This is a genomic window from Rhodococcus sp. C3V (assembly GCF_029269915.1).
Taxonomy (GTDB): domain Bacteria; phylum Actinomycetota; class Actinomycetes; order Mycobacteriales; family Mycobacteriaceae; genus Rhodococcus_F; species Rhodococcus_F qingshengii.
This window is the reverse complement of record NZ_JARJBE010000028.1, coordinates 1-20,933: the sequence shown is the minus strand read 5'-3', so window position 1 is coordinate 20,933 and position 20,933 is coordinate 1. Positions and strand designations below refer to the sequence as shown.

Genomic DNA, 20,933 nt, shown 5'->3' with positions numbered 1-20,933 from the left:
CAGAAACGGTCACCGTCTGAGCAGGCGCCGACGAACTCACAAAGCCAGCACCAGCGGTGAAGTCAGCCGTAACACTCTGCGCACCAGCAGCATCGAACGCGTGCGACAGAGTCGCAACACCGCCACTCACCGTGACCGGGGAACCGATTGCAGTGCCGTTCGACTTGAACTGCACCGTGCCGACAGCGTTGTTCGGAGCAACCGTCGCGGTCAGGTCAACCGCAGTACCCGTGATTGCCGTAGCCGGAACCGAGAGTGACGTCGTGGTCTCGACATCCACCGGAGCCGAAGCAATGCTGATCGTCGCGAGTGGACCTGCACCAGCGTTGAGAGGCGTGGTGTCCTTGTTCTCGCGAGGCGAGCACCGGGTCGGAGCCCACTGTGTACCAAGGAAACTCGCCTTTGCGAGCTGAGTGCTGAAGTTTTCGCTGGCACCGAGGTTGCCGGCCGCACCCGCGGTCCTCACCTTCGGCTGGATCACTCCCGTCGCACCAGCGACCATTGTTACGTCGACTGCGGGAAGTCGGAACCACGTGTCTCCGTTGCCGTTTGTCGAGCCATCGAGGTTCTTCTTGGACTTCGGTACTCGAATTCCACCCTCCGAGTTCGTGCTCGTCGTCGGACTGTTGCCGATCACCTGGTTGTTTCCTGACAACCGCAGGATCCCGCCGCTGCCGTCGACATTGCCAGAATCGTTGACTCTGAGAACATTCGGTGCGACATTGTCGAGTCCGATGGAGGTACCTGCGACGACGGTAGCGGAAACGTACGTCGCATTGCTCGGGATGGCATAGTCGATTTTCAGACGTGACAAGTTCGTAGTAGTCGCTCCGGAGTCCTTGTCCGGATATGACGTTCCGCTCGGCTGAATTCGGTAGGTGAAAGTCTCGCCGGGCTGGACAGAAGCCGGGGCGTCGACCGTGATGAGGTTGTCGGTGACCTTGTGGACGTCTCCGATAATCGATCCGGCAACGCACGCTGTTTTGAAACCGGTGGTCGAGATAGCAGCTGACGCGGGCGTGCCGACCAGCAGCATTCCGGCGACCATGGCGGTTCCGGTTATGGGCACGGCGAATCGCCGCAACTGAGAGATTTGGGGCATGGGCACTTCCTTCGGAAGGGCAAACATGAGCAGTGGATTCGGACAAAACGTGTGCGCGCCGTCACAACATAACGAAAAAACTAGTACGTGTACTACTTTTGGCAAGACACTTGTCCAATTCACCCCGGACTCACCCTCGTATCACCAGACGCGAGATGGAAAAGCAGGGTATGGAAACTCGATTGAACGCAAAACTATCGCCAAAGCGGCCCATCGACAACGCTTTTGGTGGTCACCGCGCCAATCGGCGGGAAAAATTTGATATTTCGTCAGTTCAGAAAAAGTTCCAAACCTACCAGTACGAAAGTACGAAAAGGGCCGCGACGGAGTCCGTCGCGGCCCTGATTGTGTTGGTTCAGCGTGTCAGCGAAGCACATCCGTGCCGACAAACGGCACCAATGCCTCGGGCACTCGCACCGAGCCGTCGGCCTGCTGATGGTTCTCGAGAATCGACACGATCCAGCGCGTCGTAGCCAAGGTGCCGTTGAGAGTGGCGGCCGTCTGCGGCTTGCCGTTCTCGTCGCGGTACCGAACTCCGAGGCGGCGGGCCTGGAACGTCGTGCAGTTGGACGTCGATGTCAGCTCGCGGTAGGTGCCCTGCGTCGGGACCCATGCCTCGCAGTCGAACTTACGCGCAGCCGAAGAACCGAGGTCTCCGCCGGCGACGTCGATCACGCGGTACGGAACGTCGATGGCCGCCAACATGTCTCGCTCCCACCCTAGGAGACGCTGGTGTTCGGCGTCGGCGTCCTCGGGACGGCAGTACGTGAACATCTCGACCTTGTCGAACTGATGGACACGGATGATGCCGCGGGTGTCCTTGCCGTAGCTTCCGGCCTCGCGGCGGAAGCACGAGGACCAACCGGCGTAGCGCTTCGGGCCTTCGTTCAGTTCGAGGATCTCGCCCGAGTGGTAGCCGGCCATGGGTACCTCGGAAGTTCCGACGAGGTACAGGTCGTCATCCTGCAAGTGGTAGATCTCGTCCGAGTGAGCACCGAGGAAGCCGGTACCGGCCATGATTTCCGGGCGTACGAGCACCGGCGGAATCATCATCGTGAATCCGTTGGCGATCGCCTTCTGCGCAGCCAACTGCAGCAGTCCGAGCTGGAGCATGGCCCCGTAGCCGGTCATGAAGTAGAAGCGCGAACCCGAAACCTTGGCGCCGCGTTCCATGTCGATCAGGCCGAGCGACTCGCCCAGCTCGAGGTGATCCTTCGGCTCGAAGTCGAACTTCGGAATCTCACCGACGTGTTCGAGAACGATGTAATCGTCCTCGCCGCCGGCCGGCGCACCTTCTTGTACGACGTTGGAAATCGCGCGGTGTGCGGCGTCGAGCGCGGCCTGCGCCTCGTGCTGCGCGGCCTCGGCTTCCTTGACCTTGGCTGCCAGTTCCTTGGAACCTTCGAGCAGTGCGGGACGCTCCTCCGGAGATGCCTGTCCGACCTTCTTGCCGAAGGCCTTCTGCTCTGCACGGAGGTTGTCTCCGGTCAGAACGGCAGCGCGTCGGGACGCGTCGGCTTCGAGCAGAGCGTCGACCAGTCCTGGATCTTCTCCACGGGTGCGCTGCGACTCGCGGACGATTTCGGGGTTCTCACGGAGAAACTTGAGGTCAATCACGACTTCGAACTTTACCCACTCACTGCAGCTCTCCGACGGTCACGTCCACGTCGGAGAGGGGGAGATCACGATTCGAGCAGACTCAGGTAGTCCTCGCGTCCGAACATCCGAGCCGCGTCGACCGCCGTCGGGTGTCCACCTTTCGGGTCGGCTCCCCCGCTCACCAGCGCTTTCACCACCGCATCCTCACCCTTGAAGACGGCTCCGGCGAGTGGAGTCTGGTTCTTGTCGTTGGGTCGGTTGACGTCGGCACCGCGCTCGATCAGGGCAACGACGGCGTCAGCGTGACCGTGGTACGCCGCCAACATGACGAGCGTGTCGCCACTCTCGTTGGTCAGATTGACGGGAACTCCGGCATCGACGTACGACGCCAGCCCGGCTGCGTCACCGGTTCGCGCCATGTCGAAGAGCCGGCCCGCCAGCTCGACAGCCTCGGGATCGAGTGGGGTGTTTTCGCTCATGACTACAAAATACTCACAGACGCGATTGTGAGTTTTGTAGTGAAGGTTCGATATCGCCACGGCAACAGGCATGATGGAATCGATGTCCGAAGACAAGATCGAGAAGTCGCCAGATCCGGCCGATCCCCAGGGGACGCCGGCGAAGAAAACTGTCTCCGCGAGTCGCACCCGTCGGGTCCTGGCTGCTGTGGCGGTAGGTGCGGTGGTCGCCGCGATCGCAACGATCGCGATTTCCGGTGGATTGAACAAGGACGACTCGTCCTCGGTCAGTGTCAGTGGCGGCGGTCCCGCAGCGACGGGATCGACTCGCGACGACGCCTTCACCGCGGCTGCGGCCGGCGACTGCCTCAACTGGACGCCTGCGACCGAGTCGGGCGGAGACCGCACGGACATGTCGAAGGTTCAGTGCGGAACTGAACACCGCTTCGAGGTAGCCGGACCACTCGACCTCTCGGTGTTCCCGGGCGCCGAGTTCGGCCCCGGTTCCCGGTACCCGGGCGCCCTTCGATTCGCCGAACTACGCGACGAGCACTGCACACCCATCGTCATGTCCTACCTCGATTCGAAGTTCGATCCCAAGGGCAAGTTCAGCGTCGGCTTGATGTTCCCGAGCGAATCGGGTTGGGCTTCGGGCGAGCGCGCACTGCGTTGCGGGTTGCAGTTCTCGACCACGACCGGCGAGCTACAACCGTTCGTTGGCCGCGTGGCGGACCAGGACCAGTCGAACGTGTGGGACGTCGGCACTTGCATCGGCATCAACCAGAACCTCCCGACCGATCCGGTCGATTGCGCGAAACCGCATGCATACGAGGTTATCTCGGTGATAGACCTCGGCACTCAATTCCCGGGCGCAATGCCGTCGGTCGAAGATCAGGACCGCTATCTCGAGGGCGTCTGCACTCAGGCGTCCAACGAGTACCTTGGTTCCGCAGACGCGCTTCGCGACAAGACGCTGACACTGTTCTGGGACAACATTTCACTGGAAAGCTGGTTGGCCGGCAGCCGCCGAGTCAATTGTTCGATCGGCAAAGAGGTCGAAACCGGCGGGTTTGCCGCGATCACCGGAAGCGCCAAGGGCGACATCCTGATCAACGGCGCCGCTCCGGTCCCGCCACCCGCTGCACCGGAAGGTCGGTCGTTGCCGACGCCGTTGCCCGGCGCAGCTCCGCCGTCGTAAGCCATGACGGTAACTATGACGCCCGACCGGTTCGAGGAACTGGTCGGCGAGGCGCTCGATCTGATTCCGCCCGAACTTGCCAAGGCAATCGACAATGTCGTGGTGCTTGTCGAAGCACGTGACGAGGAAGAGCCGGGGCTGCTCGGTTTGTATCAGGGCGTCGCTCTGACCGAGCGGGATTCTCATTACGGTGGGTACCTGCCGGACACGGTCACTATTTTCCGCGATTCGATACTCGACATCTGCGCATCCGAGGACGAGGTTGTTCACGAGGTTGCCGTGACCGTCATCCACGAGATCGCGCACTATTTCGGCATCGAAGAAGACAGATTGCACGAACTCGGCTGGGGCTGAGGGCAAAGTCGTCCGATTTCGGGGGGAACCAAAAGCGGGCGGTAGGCATCAAAGTATGTGCGGGGGGATATCGACGGCTGTGCGCACGGCCTCCCGACCACTTATCCGCCCTGGTCAGGAAGGAGTTCGGCACTATGCACGTCGACCCTCAAGCCCTAGTTGCCGCCGCAATGGAACTCGAGTCTGCGGCGACGCGATTGCGCGGAATCGTCTCTACTGCGCAGCCGACGCTACGCGTTCTCCCAGCCGGATCCGAGGAAGTGTCCGGTAGCGCGGCAAATTACTTCAACACCATCTCGGGCAGCCTTGCCTCGTCCACCGATCGGGCAATCGAGGAGCTCACCGCGGCTGCGGCAGCTCTGCGCAAGAATGCAGCTGCCTACGAGCTCGAAGACCAGCTCACCAAGTCCAGCCTGGCAGCCGCACCGATCTGATCGACAGAAATCGAACTCGGTAACTCGGCAACACAGTCACACTTCCTGGGGGGAAGAACAATGGTCGGCATCACCGGCGTCATCTGGTATCCACGGGGCGCAGCACCCAACTCCGCAGCACTGGTCGCCGGAGCCGGGCCGGTCCCTCTCGGCGTGGCGGCCGGAGCCTGGTCCACCGTGTCGTCCGGACTGACCGACACCGCTGCGTCCATCTCTCGCGTGATGGCGGATCTTCGCACCGGGTGGTCCGGTGAAGCAGCGGATGCCGCATTGAGCAAGTTCGCGCCGTTTCAGGAATGGGCTGCTGCTGCCGCGTTGCTCGCGGGAGAAACTGCAGGTAAGGCCCAGGTGCAGTCCGGTTCGTACACGGTTGCCACCCTCGCCATGCCGTCCCTGGCCGAGATTGCAGCAGTTCAAGCGGCCAAGGTCGCCGCGTACTCCATCGGCGGTGCCCTGGTCGGCGGTGCCGCCGCCGCCGAGGCTGCCGAAGAAGCTCTCAAAATTCGAGCGGCGGTGACAATGGAAACGTACGACGTCGCAACGGCCCATCTGGCCGTGCAGCAGAACTTCGACTCACCACCGTCCATCGCGGAACCCACAGCTGGGGCATCCGCTTCGGCCGAAAGCCCAGGCAGCGCCGCACGACAGTCCGTCGTGCAAGCGGCATCCACGCTCGCTGACGCAATCGCGGATCCCGTGCGCGCCGCCACCGCTGCTGTCGCATCCGTAGTTTCCAACCCGGTATTTGCCGCCGCTGCCTCACAGGCCGGTGCCATCTCCGGTGGAGTTGCCACCGCAGCCAGCGCCACCACCACCACCGCAGTCACAGGCGCCACCACTGCCGCATCAGCTCTCGCGACGGCAGGAGCAGGACTCACCGGACTGGGCGGCGCGGGACTCGGCGGCGCAAGACCCGGCGCTTCCACACCATCACTGTTCGGCACCCCGTCGGCACGTCGGGCACCGGCACAGGTCAGCGCAGCATCCGCGACTACAGGAGCCGGAGCAATCGCGGGCTCGTCGTCGAGCAGCAGCAGCACCGGTCGGCACGCTCTTCCTGATCCCTCCACCGGCCAGAACGCCACACGCCAGAACCCCGTGACCTCGCCGGTTCAGGGCACCGCGGATACCGTCAAGGTGGATCCGGCCCGAACCGCAGGCGGATCTGCGCCGATCGCCGGCGGCCGTCATGCGGCCCAATCTGAAGACGAGACCGAGCACGACACACCCGATTACCTGAAGCACTTCGAGCACTTCGCCGACGGCCGAACAGTCATCCCGTCCGTGATCGGTGGCGCACTCGAAACTGCAGAGCATTGATGGTGGACCTCGGCACCTCACCTGAGGGGTGGAATTTACCTGTCGTCGCCCTGTCACAGGACGAAATCGACTATGTACGTGAGCGACTCGGACTCGATGCGCTTCCGGTAGTTCTCGGTGGCGCGACGGTTCACGGCAGTGCGAGCGCTCACCGTACGGCGATGCAGTCCGCGGCAGATTCACTCTCCGAGCGCGATCTCCTCCCCGGCGGGGAGATCCATCACGACCTCAGTGCCCGCCTGCGCGTCCTGACCCACCCCAAATGGGAGTTGGCGCTGCGTCGGCATGTCGGCGGAAGCATTTCACGCCTCTGCGTCGCGCAGGGCGAATTCCTTTGTGTCGAAGCGACTTCAACTGATTCTTCGTTCGCATTGCGCAGCGTCACCGCCGAACCGACTGCACCCGTTGTCACCGCGCTCGGCAGCGCCGAAGCAATGCCGATTGCCGTGATCAACGCACCGACCGAGATGCTCAGCCTGGCATTCGGCGCCGGCCCGGATGCAGGCAGCGTAACCTCGGCCTTGATCAACGCCGGAATACCCGAAGACGACGCGCGCCAACTGGGTAGCGCAATCGTCACATGCACCGCCTTCGCCGAATTGGTCGGAATACCACACAGTTTGGGAGCGACGACGCTCATGACCGGCGCAGTGACTGTGTACGACACCTTGTCGGGTCGGCTGGTCGGTTCGACCACTCGGGCCGCCGACGGCACAGAATGGACGTCCATCAGTTCCGGAACATCCCATCGCCTCCGACAAGCCGTGAACGCTCTGGTAACGGAACTCGAGGAATCGGCGCCGGAGACTTCCGGGTAACCTCGGGGCGTCCCTTCAACGCCCGGAGCCTTACTTCAGCATGCAGTTCTCGCGTCAACCGTCGTCACCGAGCGAACAAGGCTCGGTCGCCACGATCGACCGGCCGAACGAAGAACGGGCAACAACACCGCACCGACAAGACCTGAACGGACTGCGTGGCCTCGCCATCGGTTTGGTGGTCGTGTTCCACGTGTGGTTCGGACGGGTATCGGGCGGGGTGGACGTCTTCCTGGTTCTGTCCGGATACTTCTTCGTCGGCTCACTGGTTCGACGCGCCGAAGCCGGGGGTTCACTCAACCCGGTCCCGGCACTGCGGCGGGTGTTTCTGCGGCTGTTCCCCCTGATCGCGGTGGTCAGCATTTTGACCGCACTGGGGACCGCGTTGCTGCTGCCACGCACACGCTGGGCCGATCTGGGCGATCAACTGATCGCGGTGCTCGGGTTCTTCCAGAACTGGCAGCTCGCCAGCACCGCAAGCGACTACCTGGCCGCCGACGGCTCGGTCACTCCCCTGCAGCACCTGTGGTCGATGGCCGTACAAGGTCAGTTCTATCTCCTGGCCATCGCACTGGTCTCCGTGATCGCTTATGTCGCTTCACGCGTGAATCCCAACTATTTCCGCCCGTCACTCGCGGTCACCCTTCTGGTTCTGACCGCAGGATCTTTTCTCTACGCACTCGCCAAATCTTCGCGTCACCAAGCCTGGGCGTACTACGACTCCGGCGCCAGGTTGTGGGAATTGGCCCTCGGTGGTCTGCTGGCCGTTCTGATGACCAGCACACGCAGTCGGCAGATCGCATCCCTGCCGTTCTCGGTCAGAGCAACGATCGGCTGGGCGGGGCTTTCGTCGATCCTGTTGTGCGGCATAGTGCTCGACGGCGCCCAGCAGTTCCCCGGCCCGTGGGCGCTGGTGCCGGTGCTGGCCACTCTTGCGCTGATCCTGTCCGGAGTCGGCGACGACACGCCTTGGACGTCGAAGACTCTTGCCCATCCGGCACTGACGTGGCTCGGCTCGTTCGCATTCGCGCTGTACCTGATTCACTGGCCGATTCTGGTGTTTGCACTCGTCATCACCGGACGCCCCGAAGCCGGCCTGCTCGGCGGGGCACTGATCATCGCCCTCTCCGTCGCGGGGGCGCTTGCACTCCGGCGCCTGATCGAGGTTCCGGTGGAACGTGGAGGCCGCTCGCGCCGGTACACCGTCCTGGCTTGCGTCGTCACCGCTGCCGTGGTCCTCGCCGCTTCGGTCGCCTGGCAGTCGTACGCGAGCAGCCAGACGACGGGCCAGCGGGCAGTCGACACCCTCGACCTCTTGACCCATCCCGGCGCACTCGCGCTCACCGACGGTGCCGAAGTACCCAAGGCGTCGATGGTTCCCTCGATCTTCGATGCGCCACTGGACCTTCCGGCCAGTACGCTCGACGGCTGTATCGCCGATTTTCTCGAGCGGGACGTCGTCCACTGCACCTACGGCGACGCCGACGCCGACAGAACCATCGCCCTCGCAGGTGGTTCGCACTCCGAGCACTGGCTCACTGCACTCGACGAACTCGGCAAGAGTCACGGGTTCCGCGTCGACACGTATCTGAAGATGGGCTGCCCGCTCACCATCGACTCCATGCAGACGTTGTCGGACAACGACTATCCGGATTGCGTCGACTGGTCGCGTGGAGTGCTGACCGAGTTGGCCGACGCCTCACCCGATTTCGTGTTCACGACGGCAACCAGGCCGAGTTCCGACGGCCCTGGCGACGTGACGCCCGAGTCTTACGTACACGTGTGGGAGGAACTGGGGCGCGACGGTATCGACGTGCTCGCCATCCGCGATACCCCGTGGTTGCACCACGACGGCGTCGCCTACCGCGCGATCGACTGTCTGGCGACAACCACGTCACCCGATCACTGCGCGATGCCACGGTCCGAAATGCTCAGCGACGTCAATCCGGCGCCGTCGGCGATCGGCGATCTGACCAACGTCCGTCTACTCGACCTCAGCGACGGCGTCTGCGGACCGGAGTTGTGCCGCGTCGTGGAGGGAAATGTATTGGTGTATCACGATTCCCACCACCTGACAGCCAGCTACGTGAGCACGCTGTCCGCTGAACTCGGGCGCCAACTGAGCGTCCAGACCGGTTGGTGGTGAAGCCGGCCGTCAGCCCATCACGTCGTCGGCACCGGGGATGAGTCGGTGCTCGAACGGCGGGTTGACGGTTCCCCAGCGCAGGCACTCCCAACCGCCGTCGACCGAAGGCAACAGTTCGACGGTCTCGGTGTTGGCCAAGTGGTTGTTGGCTGCGAACAGACCGGGGACACCGGCAAGCTGGGCTGCGACAAGACGGATCGCTGCACCATGACTGACCACGACGATGTCGCCGACGTCTCGTGAGCCTTCGAGAAATTCTTCGCGCAACGCATTGACGACGGGGACGTACCGCTCCAGGACGTCGTATCCCGTTTCACCACCGGGGATGCGAGCGCCGAGGTTGCCGGTGTGCCAGTGATGGAACGTCTCCATGAACAGTCGGTGCGCGGCCTCGTCGGTACGATCTTCGAGGTCACCGGCCTGCACCTCGTGCAATCCGTCCCGCACGTCCAGAGAGACACCGGCGGCCTGCTCCACGAAACCTGCTGTCTGCCGAGCACGCAAAGCCAAGGACGATACGAGCGCCAGCGGAGGCGCCGAAGCCAGGCCGATGCCCAACGTCTCGGCCTGCGCCAACCCTTCCGGCGTGAGCTTTGCTCCTGGCAGGGCGGTGTCGAGACGTTTGGCGACATTCGCCTCCGTCTGACCGTGCCGAACGAGGATGAGCCTTCCGGTCATCGTTCTCCCCCTCCATGCTTGAGTTCGTCGATCCACCGAATCGCTTCTTCGTCCGAAGGAGGTTGTGGCCCGGTCGAATTCGCTGTCGCCCACGACCCCAGGAAGCGGACTCCGGATTTACGATGCAGCGCACGCATCGCCTCGGCCACCAGCGAGTCCTCGACGTGTCCGACGCAGTCCACGAAGAACCGGTACGTGCCCAATTCCGTTCGCATCGGCCGTGATTCGATCCGAGTCAGATCGATACCGCGAGCGGCGAATTCGGAGAGTGCACGCACCAGGGAGCCGGGAGCGTTGTCGAGGTGAAGCACCAGCGCGGTGCGATCGGCACCGGTCCGCGCCGGAACCGGGGCCGGCTTGGTGACCAACACGAAACGTGTGCGGGCGCCGCCTACATCGGCGACGTTGTCCGCCAGGCTCTCGAGTCCGAGCATCTGACCGGCCAAAGCCGTGGACACACCGGCGTCGACGGTTCCGGCCTGCACATCCAGGGCCGCACCGGCGTTGGACGAGGCCAACACCACCTCGGCCTGGGGCAGGTTCTCGGCGATCCATCCGCGGACCTGCGCGCCCGCATGCGGGTACGCGCCGATCGTTCGGACCTGATCGGCGGTGGTCCCGGCCCGAACCAGGATGGAGAAACTCACGTCCAGATCGGTTTCGGCGACGATCTGCAGCGGCGAACCGAGAGCGAGTGAATCGAGCGTCGGAGCTACGCCGCCTTCCACCGAGTTCTCGAAGGGAACCACGGCTCCGTCCACGGAACCGTCGCGAACCATGTCGAGAGTCGCCGGCGGACTGCCTGCCGGTACTCGCTCGACGGTTTCGCCGAACGCGCCCTCAGCCTCCAACTGGGCGAGAGCTATCTCCGTGAAGGTTCCCGACGGACCGAAATACGCGATTCTTGGCACGCCTAAAAGATTACGCACCGACCCACGCCGGTCACTGCAAACCCGCGGCACGCAAAGCCGTTTCCACTGCAGGCAGATCCGCGACCTCGATCGTGAGCAGCACCTCACGCATGGCCGACGCGGCTTCGGGGATCAGCGCGGCAAGTTTTTCCGGCTTCGGATCGACCATCGCGGCGCGCACGTCGTCGCCGCGCAGTGCAGCGACGGTGCCACACAGCAGGGCGATCACCTCGTCGCCGTCGGCCGCGCGGGCTACGAAACCGACGGACTCGTGCGCGAGTACCGCCAGGAAATCAGCCACTTCGGTGGGCGTAAGACCGGCGGCGAGTCCGGGGATCCGGCCACCTTCGCACAGACGCAGCGCCGCTTCGGCGGGTGTCAGATCCTCTTCGCCGCCGTCGACGTACACAGCGAGCGGAGCGGGCAGGCGCAGCGCGATCGCGTCGTCGATCTGGTCGGTGGTGACGTCGACGTCGAATCGGACGGCCTCGTACGACGCTTCCGTGTCCGCACGCAGTTCTTCCGGATCGATATCGAGGCGGACGACAACCCGGCCTGCTGCTTCGCCGCCGATCAGAGCCGACGCCGGAACAACCGGGAGAAAGAGTGCTTCGAGGAGTCCGCGCGAGTTTCTCGGGGCGGGCAGCCCGAGTGAGAGAGGAATGGCCACAGACAAACCGTAACCCCGGCGCAGGCGGCGGATTCCACGCGAGTTGCGCAAAAGTCTTGCGATTCACACCGAAGCACCTTAGGTTAGGGTTACCTCATCATCCGATGGAGTTCGAGAGAACACCCGCCAAGGGGGCAGCATGGCAACGAAGACCAGCACCGGCCCGTCCACCGCCGAACGCGTCCGCAGCGCCTGTGTGCGCGCACAAGACGCAGTTCTCGCCATCGAAGGCAGCGATCCCACCGTCACGTCGGTGCATCACCTGCGTTCGAACGGTGACGTCGTCGTTGCAGTCCCACATGCCTCCGCAGCTGCGGCCCTGGCCTGGAACTCCGGCGGCGGCGGCCTGCCTGCCGTCCTCGAGATCACCGATCACGCACCACTGCGTCTGCGTGAGCCCGTGCGCTCCCTCGTGTGGCTTCGCGGCTCGTTACACGCCGTGCCCGACTACGAGGCACGCGTTCTCGCCGACGACGTCGCATCCGAACATCCCCACCCGGGGCTCCTCGACATCGGCCACACCTCGGTCCTCCTTCGCTTGAGCCTGGCCTCGGCTGTAGTCGCTGATGCAACGGGGGCAGAACCCGTCGCCGTGGACGAACTGCTGAACGCCCGCCCCGATCCCTTCTGGGAAATGGAGACCGCATGGCTGCAGCATCTCGACGAAGACCACCGCGACCTCGTGGACCTGCTCGTGCGCAAGCTTCCCCCGTACATGCGCACCGGACGCGTTCGCCCACTCGGCATCGACCGCTACGGACTTCGCCTGCGGGTCGAGGATCACACCGGTGACCGCGACGTGTGGATGCCGTTCGCCAACCCCGTCGACGACGCTCCCGCGCTGAGCCGCGCCATCCGCATGCTGGTCGGGTGCCCTTTCCTCAACGGCCTCCGATCAGGCGGCGCATCAAACGGCTAGCGTTGCGCGGGTGAATGCCCGCGAAACCGTCCGCACCTGGTTACGGCCGCCGACTCCCGTCCCGGCCGGCCCGGCCCTCGATCCGGCCGCCAGACGCGGAGTCTGGATCGAGATCACGATCGTCCTGCTGGTCACCTTCGGACTCAGCGGATTGTCCGGGATCCTCTCGCTCGCCGAATCCTTGGCGACGCCGGTTGCGCTCTCGGATCAGACGGTTGCACTCAACCCGTCGCGGGCCGCCATCGACTGGATCGACCTGGCGCGCCAATTGCTGGGCGTCGCAAAGCTTCTCGCGTGGGCAGCGCTGGGACTCTATCTACTGTGGCGTTCGGGGATCGGTCCACGTGCTGCGGGACTGACCCCCAAGCCTCGATTCGGGCGCGACATAGCACCGGGATTCGGCCTCGCCGCTGTGATCGGTCTCCCCGGTCTGCTGTTCTATCTCGTGGCTCAGGCACTGAGCATCAACCTCACCGTCCAGGCCAGTGCGCTCGACGATCACTGGTGGCGGGTGCCGATCCTCGTACTGTCCGCGATCGCGAACTCCGGTGCCGAAGAGGTGCTGGTCGTCGCCTACCTGATCACTCGCCTCCGAACGCTGGGTTGGAGCGAGAACAAATCACTGCTCGCGTCGTCACTCCTGCGCGGCAGTTACCACCTCTATCAGGGGTTCGGTGGCGGCGTCGGAAACGTGATCATGGGGCTCGTGTTCGGCCGGTACTGGCAGCGCACCGGGAAACTCTGGCCGCTGGTCATCGCCCACGCTCTCATCGACATGGTGGCGTTCATCGGTTACGCCCTCCTGCGCGATCACGTCTCCTGGCTGCCGTGACCGGTACCGTGAACTGGTGACCGGCGACTCCGAATATCCTCAGCGCCCTCCGCGGCGCCAGCCGCCAGGGCCACCTCCGCGTGGACCGATGCCTCCGAGGCAGAACCCTCCACGCCAGAATCCACCCCGTCAGGGCCCACCCCCGCAGCGGCGTCCACCGATGCCGCCGGAAGGGCCGACGGTCATTCGCCGCGACGGACGCCCGCAGCAGCAGAATCCGGCCAATCAGGCCTGGTCACAGGTCCCACCACAAGCGCCGCAGCAGCCCAGGCGTGAGGACTGGGCGCCGACCCAGCGCCCGCAACCGTTTCAGGACGACCCGCGCAGGCAGGGGCCGCCGCGTCAGGATCCGCAGCGCCAGGCGAAGTACGCGCCCGCACCGCCGCGCCGAACCCCGCCGAACGCCCCGCCGCGCCCTCCAGAACCTCCGAAGCAGCGCCGCCCCCGCAAGCGTCGTAGCTGGGGTAGACGTATCGGCATCACGTTGTTGGTCTTGCTGCTCGCGCTGGCCGGCGCGATCTACTACGTCGACAGTTCGCTCAATCGAATCGACGCGCTGCCCGACTACGCGGGACGCGTCGCCGATACTCCGGGCACGAACTGGCTGATCGTCGGGTCCGACAGTCGTGAGGGGCTCACCCCAGAGCAGGAGCAAGCCCTTGCGACGGGCGGCGACACCGGTCCCAAGCGCACTGACACGGTCATCTTGGTCCACGTCCCCAAAAGTGGGAAGACGACCATGGTCAGCATCCCTCGCGATTCGTACGTTCCGATTCCCGGCTACGGGTCGGACAAGATCAACGCCGCCTTCGCCTTCGGTGGCGCTCCATTGCTGGTGCAGACCGTCGAAGAGGCAACGGGGCTTCGCATCGACCACTACGCCGAGATCGGATTCAGCGGGTTCGCCGGCATCGTCGACGCCGTCGGTGGCGTCAACGTGTGCCTGGCACAGCCGATCGACGATCCGCTGGCCGGGATCAACCTCCCCGCCGGATGCCAGGACTTGAAGGGTTCGGACGCACTCGGGTTCGTGCGAACTCGCGCGACGGCGCTCGCCGACCTCGACCGCATGAACAACCAGCGCCAGTTCATGTCGGCGTTGCTGTCGAAGGCGACGAGTCCGACCACGTTCCTCAATCCGTTCCGGTTGTGGCCACTCGTCTCCGATACCGCCAAGTCTCTACAGGTCGACGAAGGCGATCACATCTGGAATCTGGCCTCACTCGCCTGGGCGCTTCGCGGCGGGATGACCACCACGACGGTTCCGGTCGCCGGTTTCGAGGACGTGGACGGGTCGGGCAACGTGTTGTTGTGGGACAAGGCGCGCGCTTCGCAGTTCTTCGACGCCCTGGCCAACGATCAGCAGATTCCACAGGATCTGATCACGACGGGGTAATCGCCCTGAGTTCCGGTAGTACCGCGGGAGGACAAGCCCGGCGAACAAATCGCTTTCCGGCAGGACGCGGAATCGGCGGCCGAAAAATACCGTGAAGGTATGAACACAACACACCGCCGATTCCGCACTCTCGCCGTCGTTGCCGCCGCCGTCGGAGCTGCTGCACTCGTGACGTCCTGCTCCGGAACCTTCGAGAAGTTCGACGACTCCAAGGCGTACAAGAAAACCGAAACCTTCTCTTTTGCACAAGCATCCAACGGAATCGACACACTGCCGAGTTGGGTTCCCGCCGGCGCAACGGGTATCGACGAGGTCATCCGCACCACCGGCAACGAACGCATCCTGCGAATGACTGCGAACATCGCGGAGATAGATCACAACAGCTGCATCGCACGACCCACCGTCGAAACTCGTCCCGCATCGTTGTCCGCACAGTGGTGGCCGACGGGGGTCGAGAAGGGCAGTTCTTTGCAGTGCGGCGATTGGTACGTCGGCGAAAAGGACTCGTTCGTCTACGGGTACCGACCGGAAACTGTGGGCTTCGTCATCGATCAGCTCGACAAGAAGTAGCTCCCTCTCAGCGGCGACGACCCAGTAACCTGTTGGGATGACACAGGCGAAGAACTCGAGCGAATTCACCACTCTGCTGCGTCAGCAGATCCGTAACGAGTTCACTGCATCGCAGCAGTACATCGCGGTAGCGGTGTACTTCGATGCACACGATCTTCCGCAGATGGCCGCGCGCTTCTACAGCCAGGCCACCGAGGAACGCGGTCACGCGATGATGATGATCCAGTACCTGCTCGACAACGACCTCGACGTGGATGTTCCGGGCATCGACGACGTCGTGACGAAGTTCGACAGTGTCCGGGCTCCGGTCGAGTTGGCACTCGAGCAGGAGAAGACGGTCACGGAGCAGATCACGCAGCTGGCACGCACCGCGCGCGATACCGGCGACTACCTGGGCGAGCAGTTCATGCAGTGGTTCCTCAAGGAACAGGTCGAGGAAGTGGCAAGCATGACAACACTTCTCACCATCGTCGACCGCGCCGGCGACAACCTGTTCCACCTCGAAACGTTTGTCGCACGCGAGATGAACACCCCGGCCGCTGCCGACGCAATGGCGCCGACGCCCGCCGGCGGCGGCGTCTGAGGGCCACCGGCCTACCGAGTCTCCGGCCGCTCGGCGGCGTTCAGTGATCTGAGGAAATTGTTGTACGCCTCAAGATCACTGTCGCCGTCGATCTCGGCGCGGCGGTCCAGGTCGGCGTTCATCCGTTTGTCGTCGCGGTTCCAGCGCATCGCGAAGATCACGACCACCACCAGCGCGACGGGCTCTCCGTACGACCACGCGAGGGCGCCCGCCAGCTGCTGATCCTGCATCACGTCCACGCCCCACTCCGGAGGCGGATCCACGAACGTGGTCAGCAGCGGCTTTGTCGCCATCATGAGTACGACGCCGATGAACACGTGCAGCGGCATCTCCACGAACAGGTCGAAACACCGGCCGAGGTAGCTCTGTCGCACCGGCAGTGGGCCGGTGGCGAGCACCGGCATGATGAAGAGCAGACCGCTGGCGAGAAAGAAGATCTCGAGAAAGACGTGTCCAGCCGGTAACGCCGAGACGGTGTCGAAGATCGGCGACAGGTAGATCCCGTAGTAGCTGAACAGAAATACCGGGATCGTGAACCCGGGGTGCAGCATCCACCGCGCCGGACGGCTGCGCAATGCCGAGAGGGCAAGCGCGAGAATGCCTTTTCCTATTCCTCGGTGCGGCGTCGAACGTAGTAGCAGCAGTCCCGGCGAGCCCAGTACCCAGAGCGGCGGGATCGCCATCGAGAGCGTCAGGTGTTGGAACATCCAGACGCTGAAGAGTTCGTAGCCGTAGCTCTCGACCTTCAGTCCGGTTACCGCGATCAGCAGCAGGCACCCACCGAGGAAACACGCTGTCCGATACCACGGCCATGGTCGCCCACTCGCGCGAACTCGCTGAGCGCCAGTCCAATACCAGAGTGCAAGAACAACTCCCAGGGCAGGAAGAAGCGGGAGGGATGAGGTATCCCACTCCAGCATCTGCCCGATCGACGGCGGCGGCGTGTCATTCACGAACGCTTCACCGGCGGGTCCTCCTTCGTCTCCATGCGGGTACCGTCGACTCTACACCTAACTACTATGTTGGATAGTATTTAGGAATTCGACGGAAGGTACAGGTGCACAGCAGTGTCCAGAAGCATGAAGATATCCGCCGCCCTGATCGCGGTGTTCGCGGTAGCACTGATCACGTTCATCACCGTCGATCCGATTCGGGCAGACAACGAGAACGCCGATCGGGCAGCACAATCCACCGCCGTCCTCACCGACGACGCGTACCGATTGACCTCGGCCGCCGACGGCAAGGTGAACCTGGTCGAGTTCCTCGACTTCGAATGCGAAGCCTGCCTCGCGCTGTACCCGACGATGGAGCGGATCAGAGCGGAGTACGAGGGTCGAATCACGTTCGGCATCAGATACTTTCCGATTCCGAGTCACACCAACAGCACTCTCGCGGCGCAGGTCGTCGAATCCGCATCTCGCCAGGGCAAATTCGTCGAGATGTACAAGCAAATGTACGAGACGCAGTCGCAATGGGGTGAATCCGCCGAATCACAGGAGGCGCTGTTCCGTTCCTACGCACAAGATCTCGGACTTGACATGGCCCGATTCGAATCCGACCTCGGCAGCCGCGGCGTCCGCGAGCGGGTCGAGCGCGACTTCGAAGAAGGCCGACGCCTCGGCGTCCAAGGTACTCCGACGCTGTTCCTCAACGACGTGAAGCTGGACCAGATGCCGAGCTACGAGCAGTTGAAAGCCCAGATCGATTCGGCCTTGGGAGAATGATCAGGTCAGAACAGCGCAGATCCCCGCGGAGACGGCCACCGTCACGGCTGCGGCAACGGCCGTCGTGACAGCGGCCGGCGCACAGGCCGCCACCGCGCAGGTCAGTCGCCGAGGCGACGCCACGTCGCCGTCGACCAGGGAACTCAATCGCACCGCGGTCGCGCTGCCGCGATCGCTCAAGCTCCAGTCCGGCTGAGGAAGCGGCGATTTCGACACCACGGCAAGGGCGGAACGCACCGCAGCCGGGCTGGTGACGCGAGCGGCGTGTCTGTCCGCCGACAGTTCGACGATCGCGCCGACGGCAGCGGGTGCCGCCGCGAACAACGGCACTCGCGGAAGAACAGCGGCCAAGACTTCGCACGCACCGACAATTCGGTGATGACCGCCGCTCAGGTGTGCACGCTCGTGCGCGAGGACAGCATCACGCTCGCCTCCACTGAGAGCGGATGACAAGCCTTGCGTCGCAACAACAAATCCAGGCTTTCCGGCGACGCTGTACGCCATAGGCAGCGGATGATCCAACCACAACACGTCGGACTCCGAGTTGTCGCGGCGCGCGACGATCGAGAGAACATCACGATGGAAATCTCGGACCCTCGCGTGCTCACGTGCCTGCTTGCGGCCGGCCAGCACGATCCGAACGGCGATCACACCCACCACAGCAACGGCTGTGCCGGTGATCAGTTCACCCACCCATGAACTCGTGCCGTGCGCGAAGGCGCTGAAACACCGAGCGATACCGTCGACCAGCCCCTCGACCGGCGCGTGGCTCGGCCACACCAGAACCAAGACCGCGGAGAGAGCGAGATACAAAGCCGACGCCATGCTGCCGAGCCACGCCGCGAGCAGCACCGCCGGTGACAACGCCGAGGAAACGGCTCGCAACACTCTCGGAACCAGGAATCCCACGAGCATCGCACCGAGAAACATCGGCAACGCCAATGTCATTGCACACCTTCCCCGGAAAGACCCCGGCGCAGGGCCTCGTTCTCGGCATCTGTCATGGTCTTGGCGAAGTGCAACAGCACGGCAGCGGAATCGGAACTGCTGTCCAACAATTCGCGCAGTGCTCTGGATGTGGCCTCTTCACGGCTGCGACTCGGCCGATAGAAGTAGGCGCGGCTCTTCTTCTCACGACTCACCCAGCCCTTGTCGTAGAGATGCGTCACGACGGTCAGGATGGTGGTGTACGCAAGTTGTCGACGCTCACCCAGGGTCTCGACCAGATCCTTGACCGAGAGCGCGTCGTCGGACTGCCAGAGCACATCCATGACCTCGGCTTCGAGTCCGCCAAGCCCCTGCATTGCTCCTCCATCGCGTCGTGACAGAACTTCAGTCGCCCGTGGTCATCTCCCCGAACGACACGCCCCGGGAATTCAGGTACGCGAGCGGATCGGTCTTCTGTCCGTCAGGTTGCCACACCTCGTAGTGCAGGTGTGGTCCTGTCGATTGTCCACGATTGCCCACGGTCGCGATCAGCTCACCCGCCCGCACCTTCTGACCCGCAACCACGAGCGCCTCGTTGATGTGTCCGTAGACGCCGACGGTCCCGTCGTCCTGCTGGATGCGGACCCAGAGCCCGAATCCCGCGGCGGGACCGGATTCGAGCACAACACCGTCGGTCGCCGACACGATGGGCGTTCCGATCGCGTTCGCGATGTCGAGACCGTAGTGGGTGGTTCCCCACCGTGGACCGAAGTTGGACGTCATCGTCCCGCTGACGGGGGCCATCACCTGTGGCTTTTCGGCCTCGTACACCAGCGCCGCTCGCTCGGATTCGAGTTGTCGCGTCTTGCCGAGTTGTTCGGCTATTCCGGCAAGATCCGTCGACCGGACAAGGTCGAGGATCTCCGGCGCCGACACCGCAGATACATCCTCGACTACAACCGACGGCGGCGACGCGTGCCCGATGGAAGTGCCGGACGCGAGGATTGCACCCGTCGCCACGGAAACCGCGGCCATGCGCCCGCCGGGTCTGATCGGCTCGGATTTTCGATGTCTTCCCACTTCTCGGTCCTCGCGTCGATGACAAATGAAGGTCTACGCCGCCACCTTACAACTATGTTGCATAGTTTTTAAGACATGCACTATTGCGCATATATGCATATGTGTCTAGGCTGGCGTCGACGAAAGGACCTTCGATGTCACACGGACACGGGCACGGAATCTCCCCCGCCGAGGCTGCGACCAGCAACAGCGGCAAGCATGTCAACAAACTGTGGATCGCCGCCGGCCTCGGGTTGGTGACCTTCGTGCTGCAGGTGACGGTCGGCCTCTTCACCTCGTCACTGGCCCTGCTCTCGGACTCGGCGCACGTGTTCACAGACATCTTCGGCATCTTCATGGCGCTCGCCGCGATCCTCGTCGCACAGCGTGCCGCCCGGCGCCCCGACCGTACTTTCGGCATGTACCGCACGGAAGTGTTTGCGGCACTGGCCAATGCGATCCTGCTCTTCGCAGTCGCCGGGTGGGTGCTTTACGAGGCCGCCAGCCGCTTCACGGATCCGCCCGAGGTTCCCGGCCTTCCCGTCGCGACAGTCGCCGTCGTCGGTCTGGCGATGAACGTCATCGCCTTCCTCATGCTGCGCAGCGGCGCGAAGGAAAGCATCAACATCCGCGGCGCCTACCTCGAAGTCATGGCGGACATGGTCGGGTCCGTCGGCGTCCTGGTCAGCGGCTTGGTCACGCTTGCGTTCGGTTGGCGCTACGCCGACCCCGTCATCGGCGTCGCGATCGGCCTCTTCGTCTTGCCACGTGCCTTCAACCTGGGCCGCCACGCCGTTCGCATCCTCCTCCAGCAGGCTCCCGACCGCATCGACGTCACCTCGATCATCGAGAAGATCAACGCTCTGCCGGGAGTCGTCGACGCGCACGATCTGCACGTCTGGACACTCACCTCGGGGATGGAAGTTGCTTCCGTTCACGTCACCGCGGTCAGTGACGCCGATCCCACAACGGTGCTCGCAGCAACCCGAACCTTGCTTGCCGAGGTATTCGAACTGGGGCACGCCACCGTACAGGTGGAACTACAGGGAAGCGACGGTAAATGCGCGGAACTCGCCTGGTGAAATGGACATTCCTAAATGAAACATTCGAATTCACCGGGCTCGATAACCTCACCGAATTCGAAGAAAAATTAGGTCTTCTTTAGTTTGGGAACGCTTACCACAATAAGGTCATACTGGGATGACAGGGCCTCTGACCTGCACTATCTTGGAATTCAT

The 20,933-nt window shown here is 63.6% G+C and carries 23 protein-coding genes; 13 read left to right on the top strand and 10 right to left on the bottom strand.

Features of this window, described 5'->3' with window-relative positions; all coding sequences use genetic code 11:
- The 3 genes from P3G66_RS31110 to P3G66_RS31100 all read right to left on the bottom strand — a co-directional run.
- The coding region (locus P3G66_RS31110) for an Ig-like domain-containing protein (RefSeq protein WP_276117792.1) at window positions 1-1,102 on the bottom strand (1,102 nt) is incomplete at its 3' end.
- Window positions 1,103-1,465: 363 nt separating this feature from the next.
- Window positions 1,466-2,719, bottom strand: a complete 1,254-nt coding sequence (serS, locus tag P3G66_RS31105; RefSeq protein ID WP_007736032.1) for a serine--tRNA ligase — start codon at window positions 2,717-2,719, stop codon at window positions 1,466-1,468.
- A gap of 65 nt (window positions 2,720-2,784) precedes the next feature.
- On the bottom strand, window positions 2,785-3,180 hold the full coding sequence (locus P3G66_RS31100) for an ankyrin repeat domain-containing protein (RefSeq protein WP_003945404.1): 396 nt from the start codon (window positions 3,178-3,180) through the stop codon (window positions 2,785-2,787).
- An 82-nt stretch (window positions 3,181-3,262) separates the two neighbouring features.
- Between P3G66_RS31100 and P3G66_RS31095 the strand changes: the two genes are divergently transcribed.
- The 6 genes from P3G66_RS31095 to P3G66_RS31070 all read left to right on the top strand — a co-directional run bounded on the left by P3G66_RS31095 (window position 3,263) and on the right by P3G66_RS31070 (window position 9,426).
- Window positions 3,263-4,357 carry a septum formation family protein gene (locus tag P3G66_RS31095; RefSeq protein WP_030535830.1) on the top strand — a complete coding sequence of 365 codons (1,095 nt, stop codon included), beginning with the start codon at window positions 3,263-3,265 and terminating at the stop codon, window positions 4,355-4,357.
- 3 nt (window positions 4,358-4,360) lie between these two features.
- Window positions 4,361-4,711, top strand: coding sequence for a metallopeptidase family protein (locus tag P3G66_RS31090; RefSeq protein ID WP_007736028.1), 351 nt, complete (start codon window positions 4,361-4,363; stop codon window positions 4,709-4,711).
- Between the two features lie 134 nt (window positions 4,712-4,845).
- Window positions 4,846-5,145: a PE family protein gene (locus P3G66_RS31085; protein ID WP_003945399.1), complete on the top strand. Its 300-nt coding sequence runs from the start codon at window positions 4,846-4,848 to the stop codon at window positions 5,143-5,145.
- 60 nt (window positions 5,146-5,205) lie between these two features.
- A complete protein-coding gene (locus P3G66_RS31080; protein WP_276117791.1) occupies window positions 5,206-6,465 on the top strand; it encodes a PPE domain-containing protein in 1,260 nt (419 codons plus the stop codon).
- Window positions 6,465-7,283: an ESX secretion-associated protein EspG gene (locus P3G66_RS31075; RefSeq protein WP_003945407.1), complete on the top strand. Its 819-nt coding sequence runs from the start codon at window positions 6,465-6,467 to the stop codon at window positions 7,281-7,283. The genes P3G66_RS31080 and P3G66_RS31075 overlap by 1 nt, the downstream gene beginning before the upstream one ends.
- Before the next feature lie 40 nt (window positions 7,284-7,323).
- Window positions 7,324-9,426, top strand: a complete 2,103-nt coding sequence (locus tag P3G66_RS31070) for an acyltransferase family protein (protein ID WP_269611663.1) — start codon at window positions 7,324-7,326, stop codon at window positions 9,424-9,426.
- A 9-nt stretch (window positions 9,427-9,435) separates the two neighbouring features.
- Here P3G66_RS31070 and P3G66_RS31065 read toward each other — a convergent pair whose 3' ends face one another.
- The 3 genes from P3G66_RS31065 to P3G66_RS31055 are packed head-to-tail and all read right to left on the bottom strand — an operon-like array spanning window position 9,436 to window position 11,685.
- Window positions 9,436-10,104, bottom strand: a complete 669-nt coding sequence (locus tag P3G66_RS31065; RefSeq protein ID WP_083057958.1) for a histidine phosphatase family protein — start codon at window positions 10,102-10,104, stop codon at window positions 9,436-9,438.
- Complete coding sequence (pheA, locus tag P3G66_RS31060) at window positions 10,101-11,015, bottom strand: prephenate dehydratase (protein ID WP_007736017.1); 915 nt, start codon at window positions 11,013-11,015, stop codon at window positions 10,101-10,103. Before pheA ends, P3G66_RS31065 begins: the two co-directional genes overlap by 4 nt.
- A gap of 31 nt (window positions 11,016-11,046) precedes the next feature.
- Window positions 11,047-11,685, bottom strand: a complete 639-nt coding sequence (locus P3G66_RS31055; RefSeq protein ID WP_003945395.1) for a hypothetical protein — start codon at window positions 11,683-11,685, stop codon at window positions 11,047-11,049.
- Window positions 11,686-11,824: 139 nt separating this feature from the next.
- On the opposite strand from P3G66_RS31055, the gene P3G66_RS31050 reads away from it, so the two are divergent.
- From P3G66_RS31050 to P3G66_RS31030, 5 genes are all read left to right on the top strand, one after another.
- Window positions 11,825-12,604, top strand: a complete 780-nt coding sequence (locus tag P3G66_RS31050) for a DUF2470 domain-containing protein (protein ID WP_064687996.1) — start codon at window positions 11,825-11,827, stop codon at window positions 12,602-12,604.
- A 10-nt stretch (window positions 12,605-12,614) separates the two neighbouring features.
- Entirely contained in the window at window positions 12,615-13,436 is an 822-nt protein-coding gene (locus P3G66_RS31045; protein WP_003945405.1) for a type II CAAX endopeptidase family protein, read from the top strand.
- 160 nt (window positions 13,437-13,596) lie between these two features.
- The gene (locus tag P3G66_RS31040; RefSeq protein WP_174519508.1) at window positions 13,597-14,832 is read left to right on the top strand and encodes an LCP family protein; all 1,236 of its coding nucleotides are present in this window, start codon (window positions 13,597-13,599) and stop codon (window positions 14,830-14,832) included.
- Between the two features lie 99 nt (window positions 14,833-14,931).
- Window positions 14,932-15,402 (top strand): hypothetical protein, encoded by a 471-nt coding sequence (locus tag P3G66_RS31035; RefSeq protein WP_007736008.1) that lies wholly within the window; start codon window positions 14,932-14,934, stop codon window positions 15,400-15,402.
- A gap of 37 nt (window positions 15,403-15,439) precedes the next feature.
- A complete protein-coding gene (locus P3G66_RS31030; protein ID WP_003944176.1) occupies window positions 15,440-15,985 on the top strand; it encodes a ferritin in 546 nt (181 codons plus the stop codon).
- Between the two features lie 11 nt (window positions 15,986-15,996).
- On the opposite strand, the gene P3G66_RS31025 is transcribed toward P3G66_RS31030, so the two are convergent.
- A complete protein-coding gene (locus tag P3G66_RS31025) occupies window positions 15,997-16,938 on the bottom strand; it encodes a cytochrome c oxidase assembly protein (protein WP_003944161.1) in 942 nt (313 codons plus the stop codon).
- A gap of 126 nt (window positions 16,939-17,064) precedes the next feature.
- On the opposite strand from P3G66_RS31025, the gene P3G66_RS31020 reads away from it, so the two are divergent.
- The gene (locus P3G66_RS31020) at window positions 17,065-17,709 is read left to right on the top strand and encodes a thioredoxin domain-containing protein (RefSeq protein ID WP_054188666.1); all 645 of its coding nucleotides are present in this window, start codon (window positions 17,065-17,067) and stop codon (window positions 17,707-17,709) included.
- On the opposite strand, the gene P3G66_RS31015 is transcribed toward P3G66_RS31020, so the two are convergent.
- The 3 genes from P3G66_RS31015 to P3G66_RS31005 are packed head-to-tail and all read right to left on the bottom strand — an operon-like array spanning window position 17,710 to window position 19,671.
- A complete protein-coding gene (locus P3G66_RS31015; protein ID WP_003944128.1) occupies window positions 17,710-18,657 on the bottom strand; it encodes a M56 family metallopeptidase in 948 nt (315 codons plus the stop codon).
- A complete protein-coding gene (locus P3G66_RS31010) occupies window positions 18,654-19,013 on the bottom strand; it encodes a BlaI/MecI/CopY family transcriptional regulator (protein ID WP_003944179.1) in 360 nt (119 codons plus the stop codon). The genes P3G66_RS31015 and P3G66_RS31010 overlap by 4 nt, the downstream gene beginning before the upstream one ends.
- Window positions 19,014-19,041: 28 nt before the next feature.
- Complete coding sequence (locus tag P3G66_RS31005) at window positions 19,042-19,671, bottom strand: M23 family metallopeptidase (protein ID WP_007736000.1); 630 nt, start codon at window positions 19,669-19,671, stop codon at window positions 19,042-19,044.
- 179 nt (window positions 19,672-19,850) lie between these two features.
- On the opposite strand from P3G66_RS31005, the gene P3G66_RS31000 reads away from it, so the two are divergent.
- Window positions 19,851-20,777: a cation diffusion facilitator family transporter gene (locus P3G66_RS31000; RefSeq protein WP_230359367.1), complete on the top strand. Its 927-nt coding sequence runs from the start codon at window positions 19,851-19,853 to the stop codon at window positions 20,775-20,777.
- Window positions 20,778-20,933 lie beyond the last annotated feature (156 nt).

Excerpts from the sequence above, each read along its gene's own strand:
- P3G66_RS31100 (WP_003945404.1), bottom strand. The coding sequence starts at position 3,180 with ATGAGCGAAAACACCCCACTCGATCCCGAGGCTGTCGAGCTGGCGGGC.
- P3G66_RS31095 (WP_030535830.1), top strand. The coding sequence starts at position 3,263 with ATGTCCGAAGACAAGATCGAGAAGTCGCCAGATCCGGCCGATCCCCAG.
- P3G66_RS31090 (WP_007736028.1), top strand. The coding sequence starts at position 4,361 with ATGACGGTAACTATGACGCCCGACCGGTTCGAGGAACTGGTCGGCGAG.
- P3G66_RS31085 (WP_003945399.1), top strand. The coding sequence starts at position 4,846 with ATGCACGTCGACCCTCAAGCCCTAGTTGCCGCCGCAATGGAACTCGAG.
- P3G66_RS31080 (WP_276117791.1), top strand. The coding sequence starts at position 5,206 with ATGGTCGGCATCACCGGCGTCATCTGGTATCCACGGGGCGCAGCACCC.
- P3G66_RS31075 (WP_003945407.1), top strand. The coding sequence starts at position 6,465 with ATGGTGGACCTCGGCACCTCACCTGAGGGGTGGAATTTACCTGTCGTC.
- P3G66_RS31070 (WP_269611663.1), top strand. The coding sequence starts at position 7,324 with ATGCAGTTCTCGCGTCAACCGTCGTCACCGAGCGAACAAGGCTCGGTC.
- P3G66_RS31065 (WP_083057958.1), bottom strand. The coding sequence starts at position 10,104 with ATGACCGGAAGGCTCATCCTCGTTCGGCACGGTCAGACGGAGGCGAAT.
- P3G66_RS31050 (WP_064687996.1), top strand. The coding sequence starts at position 11,825 with ATGGCAACGAAGACCAGCACCGGCCCGTCCACCGCCGAACGCGTCCGC.
- P3G66_RS31040 (WP_174519508.1), top strand. The coding sequence starts at position 13,597 with ATGCCGCCGGAAGGGCCGACGGTCATTCGCCGCGACGGACGCCCGCAG.
- P3G66_RS31035 (WP_007736008.1), top strand. The coding sequence starts at position 14,932 with ATGAACACAACACACCGCCGATTCCGCACTCTCGCCGTCGTTGCCGCC.
- P3G66_RS31030 (WP_003944176.1), top strand. The coding sequence starts at position 15,440 with ATGACACAGGCGAAGAACTCGAGCGAATTCACCACTCTGCTGCGTCAG.
- P3G66_RS31020 (WP_054188666.1), top strand. The coding sequence starts at position 17,065 with ATGAAGATATCCGCCGCCCTGATCGCGGTGTTCGCGGTAGCACTGATC.
- P3G66_RS31015 (WP_003944128.1), bottom strand. The coding sequence starts at position 18,657 with ATGACATTGGCGTTGCCGATGTTTCTCGGTGCGATGCTCGTGGGATTC.
- P3G66_RS31010 (WP_003944179.1), bottom strand. The coding sequence starts at position 19,013 with ATGCAGGGGCTTGGCGGACTCGAAGCCGAGGTCATGGATGTGCTCTGG.
- P3G66_RS31005 (WP_007736000.1), bottom strand. The coding sequence starts at position 19,671 with ATGGCCGCGGTTTCCGTGGCGACGGGTGCAATCCTCGCGTCCGGCACT.
- P3G66_RS31000 (WP_230359367.1), top strand. The coding sequence starts at position 19,851 with ATGTCACACGGACACGGGCACGGAATCTCCCCCGCCGAGGCTGCGACC.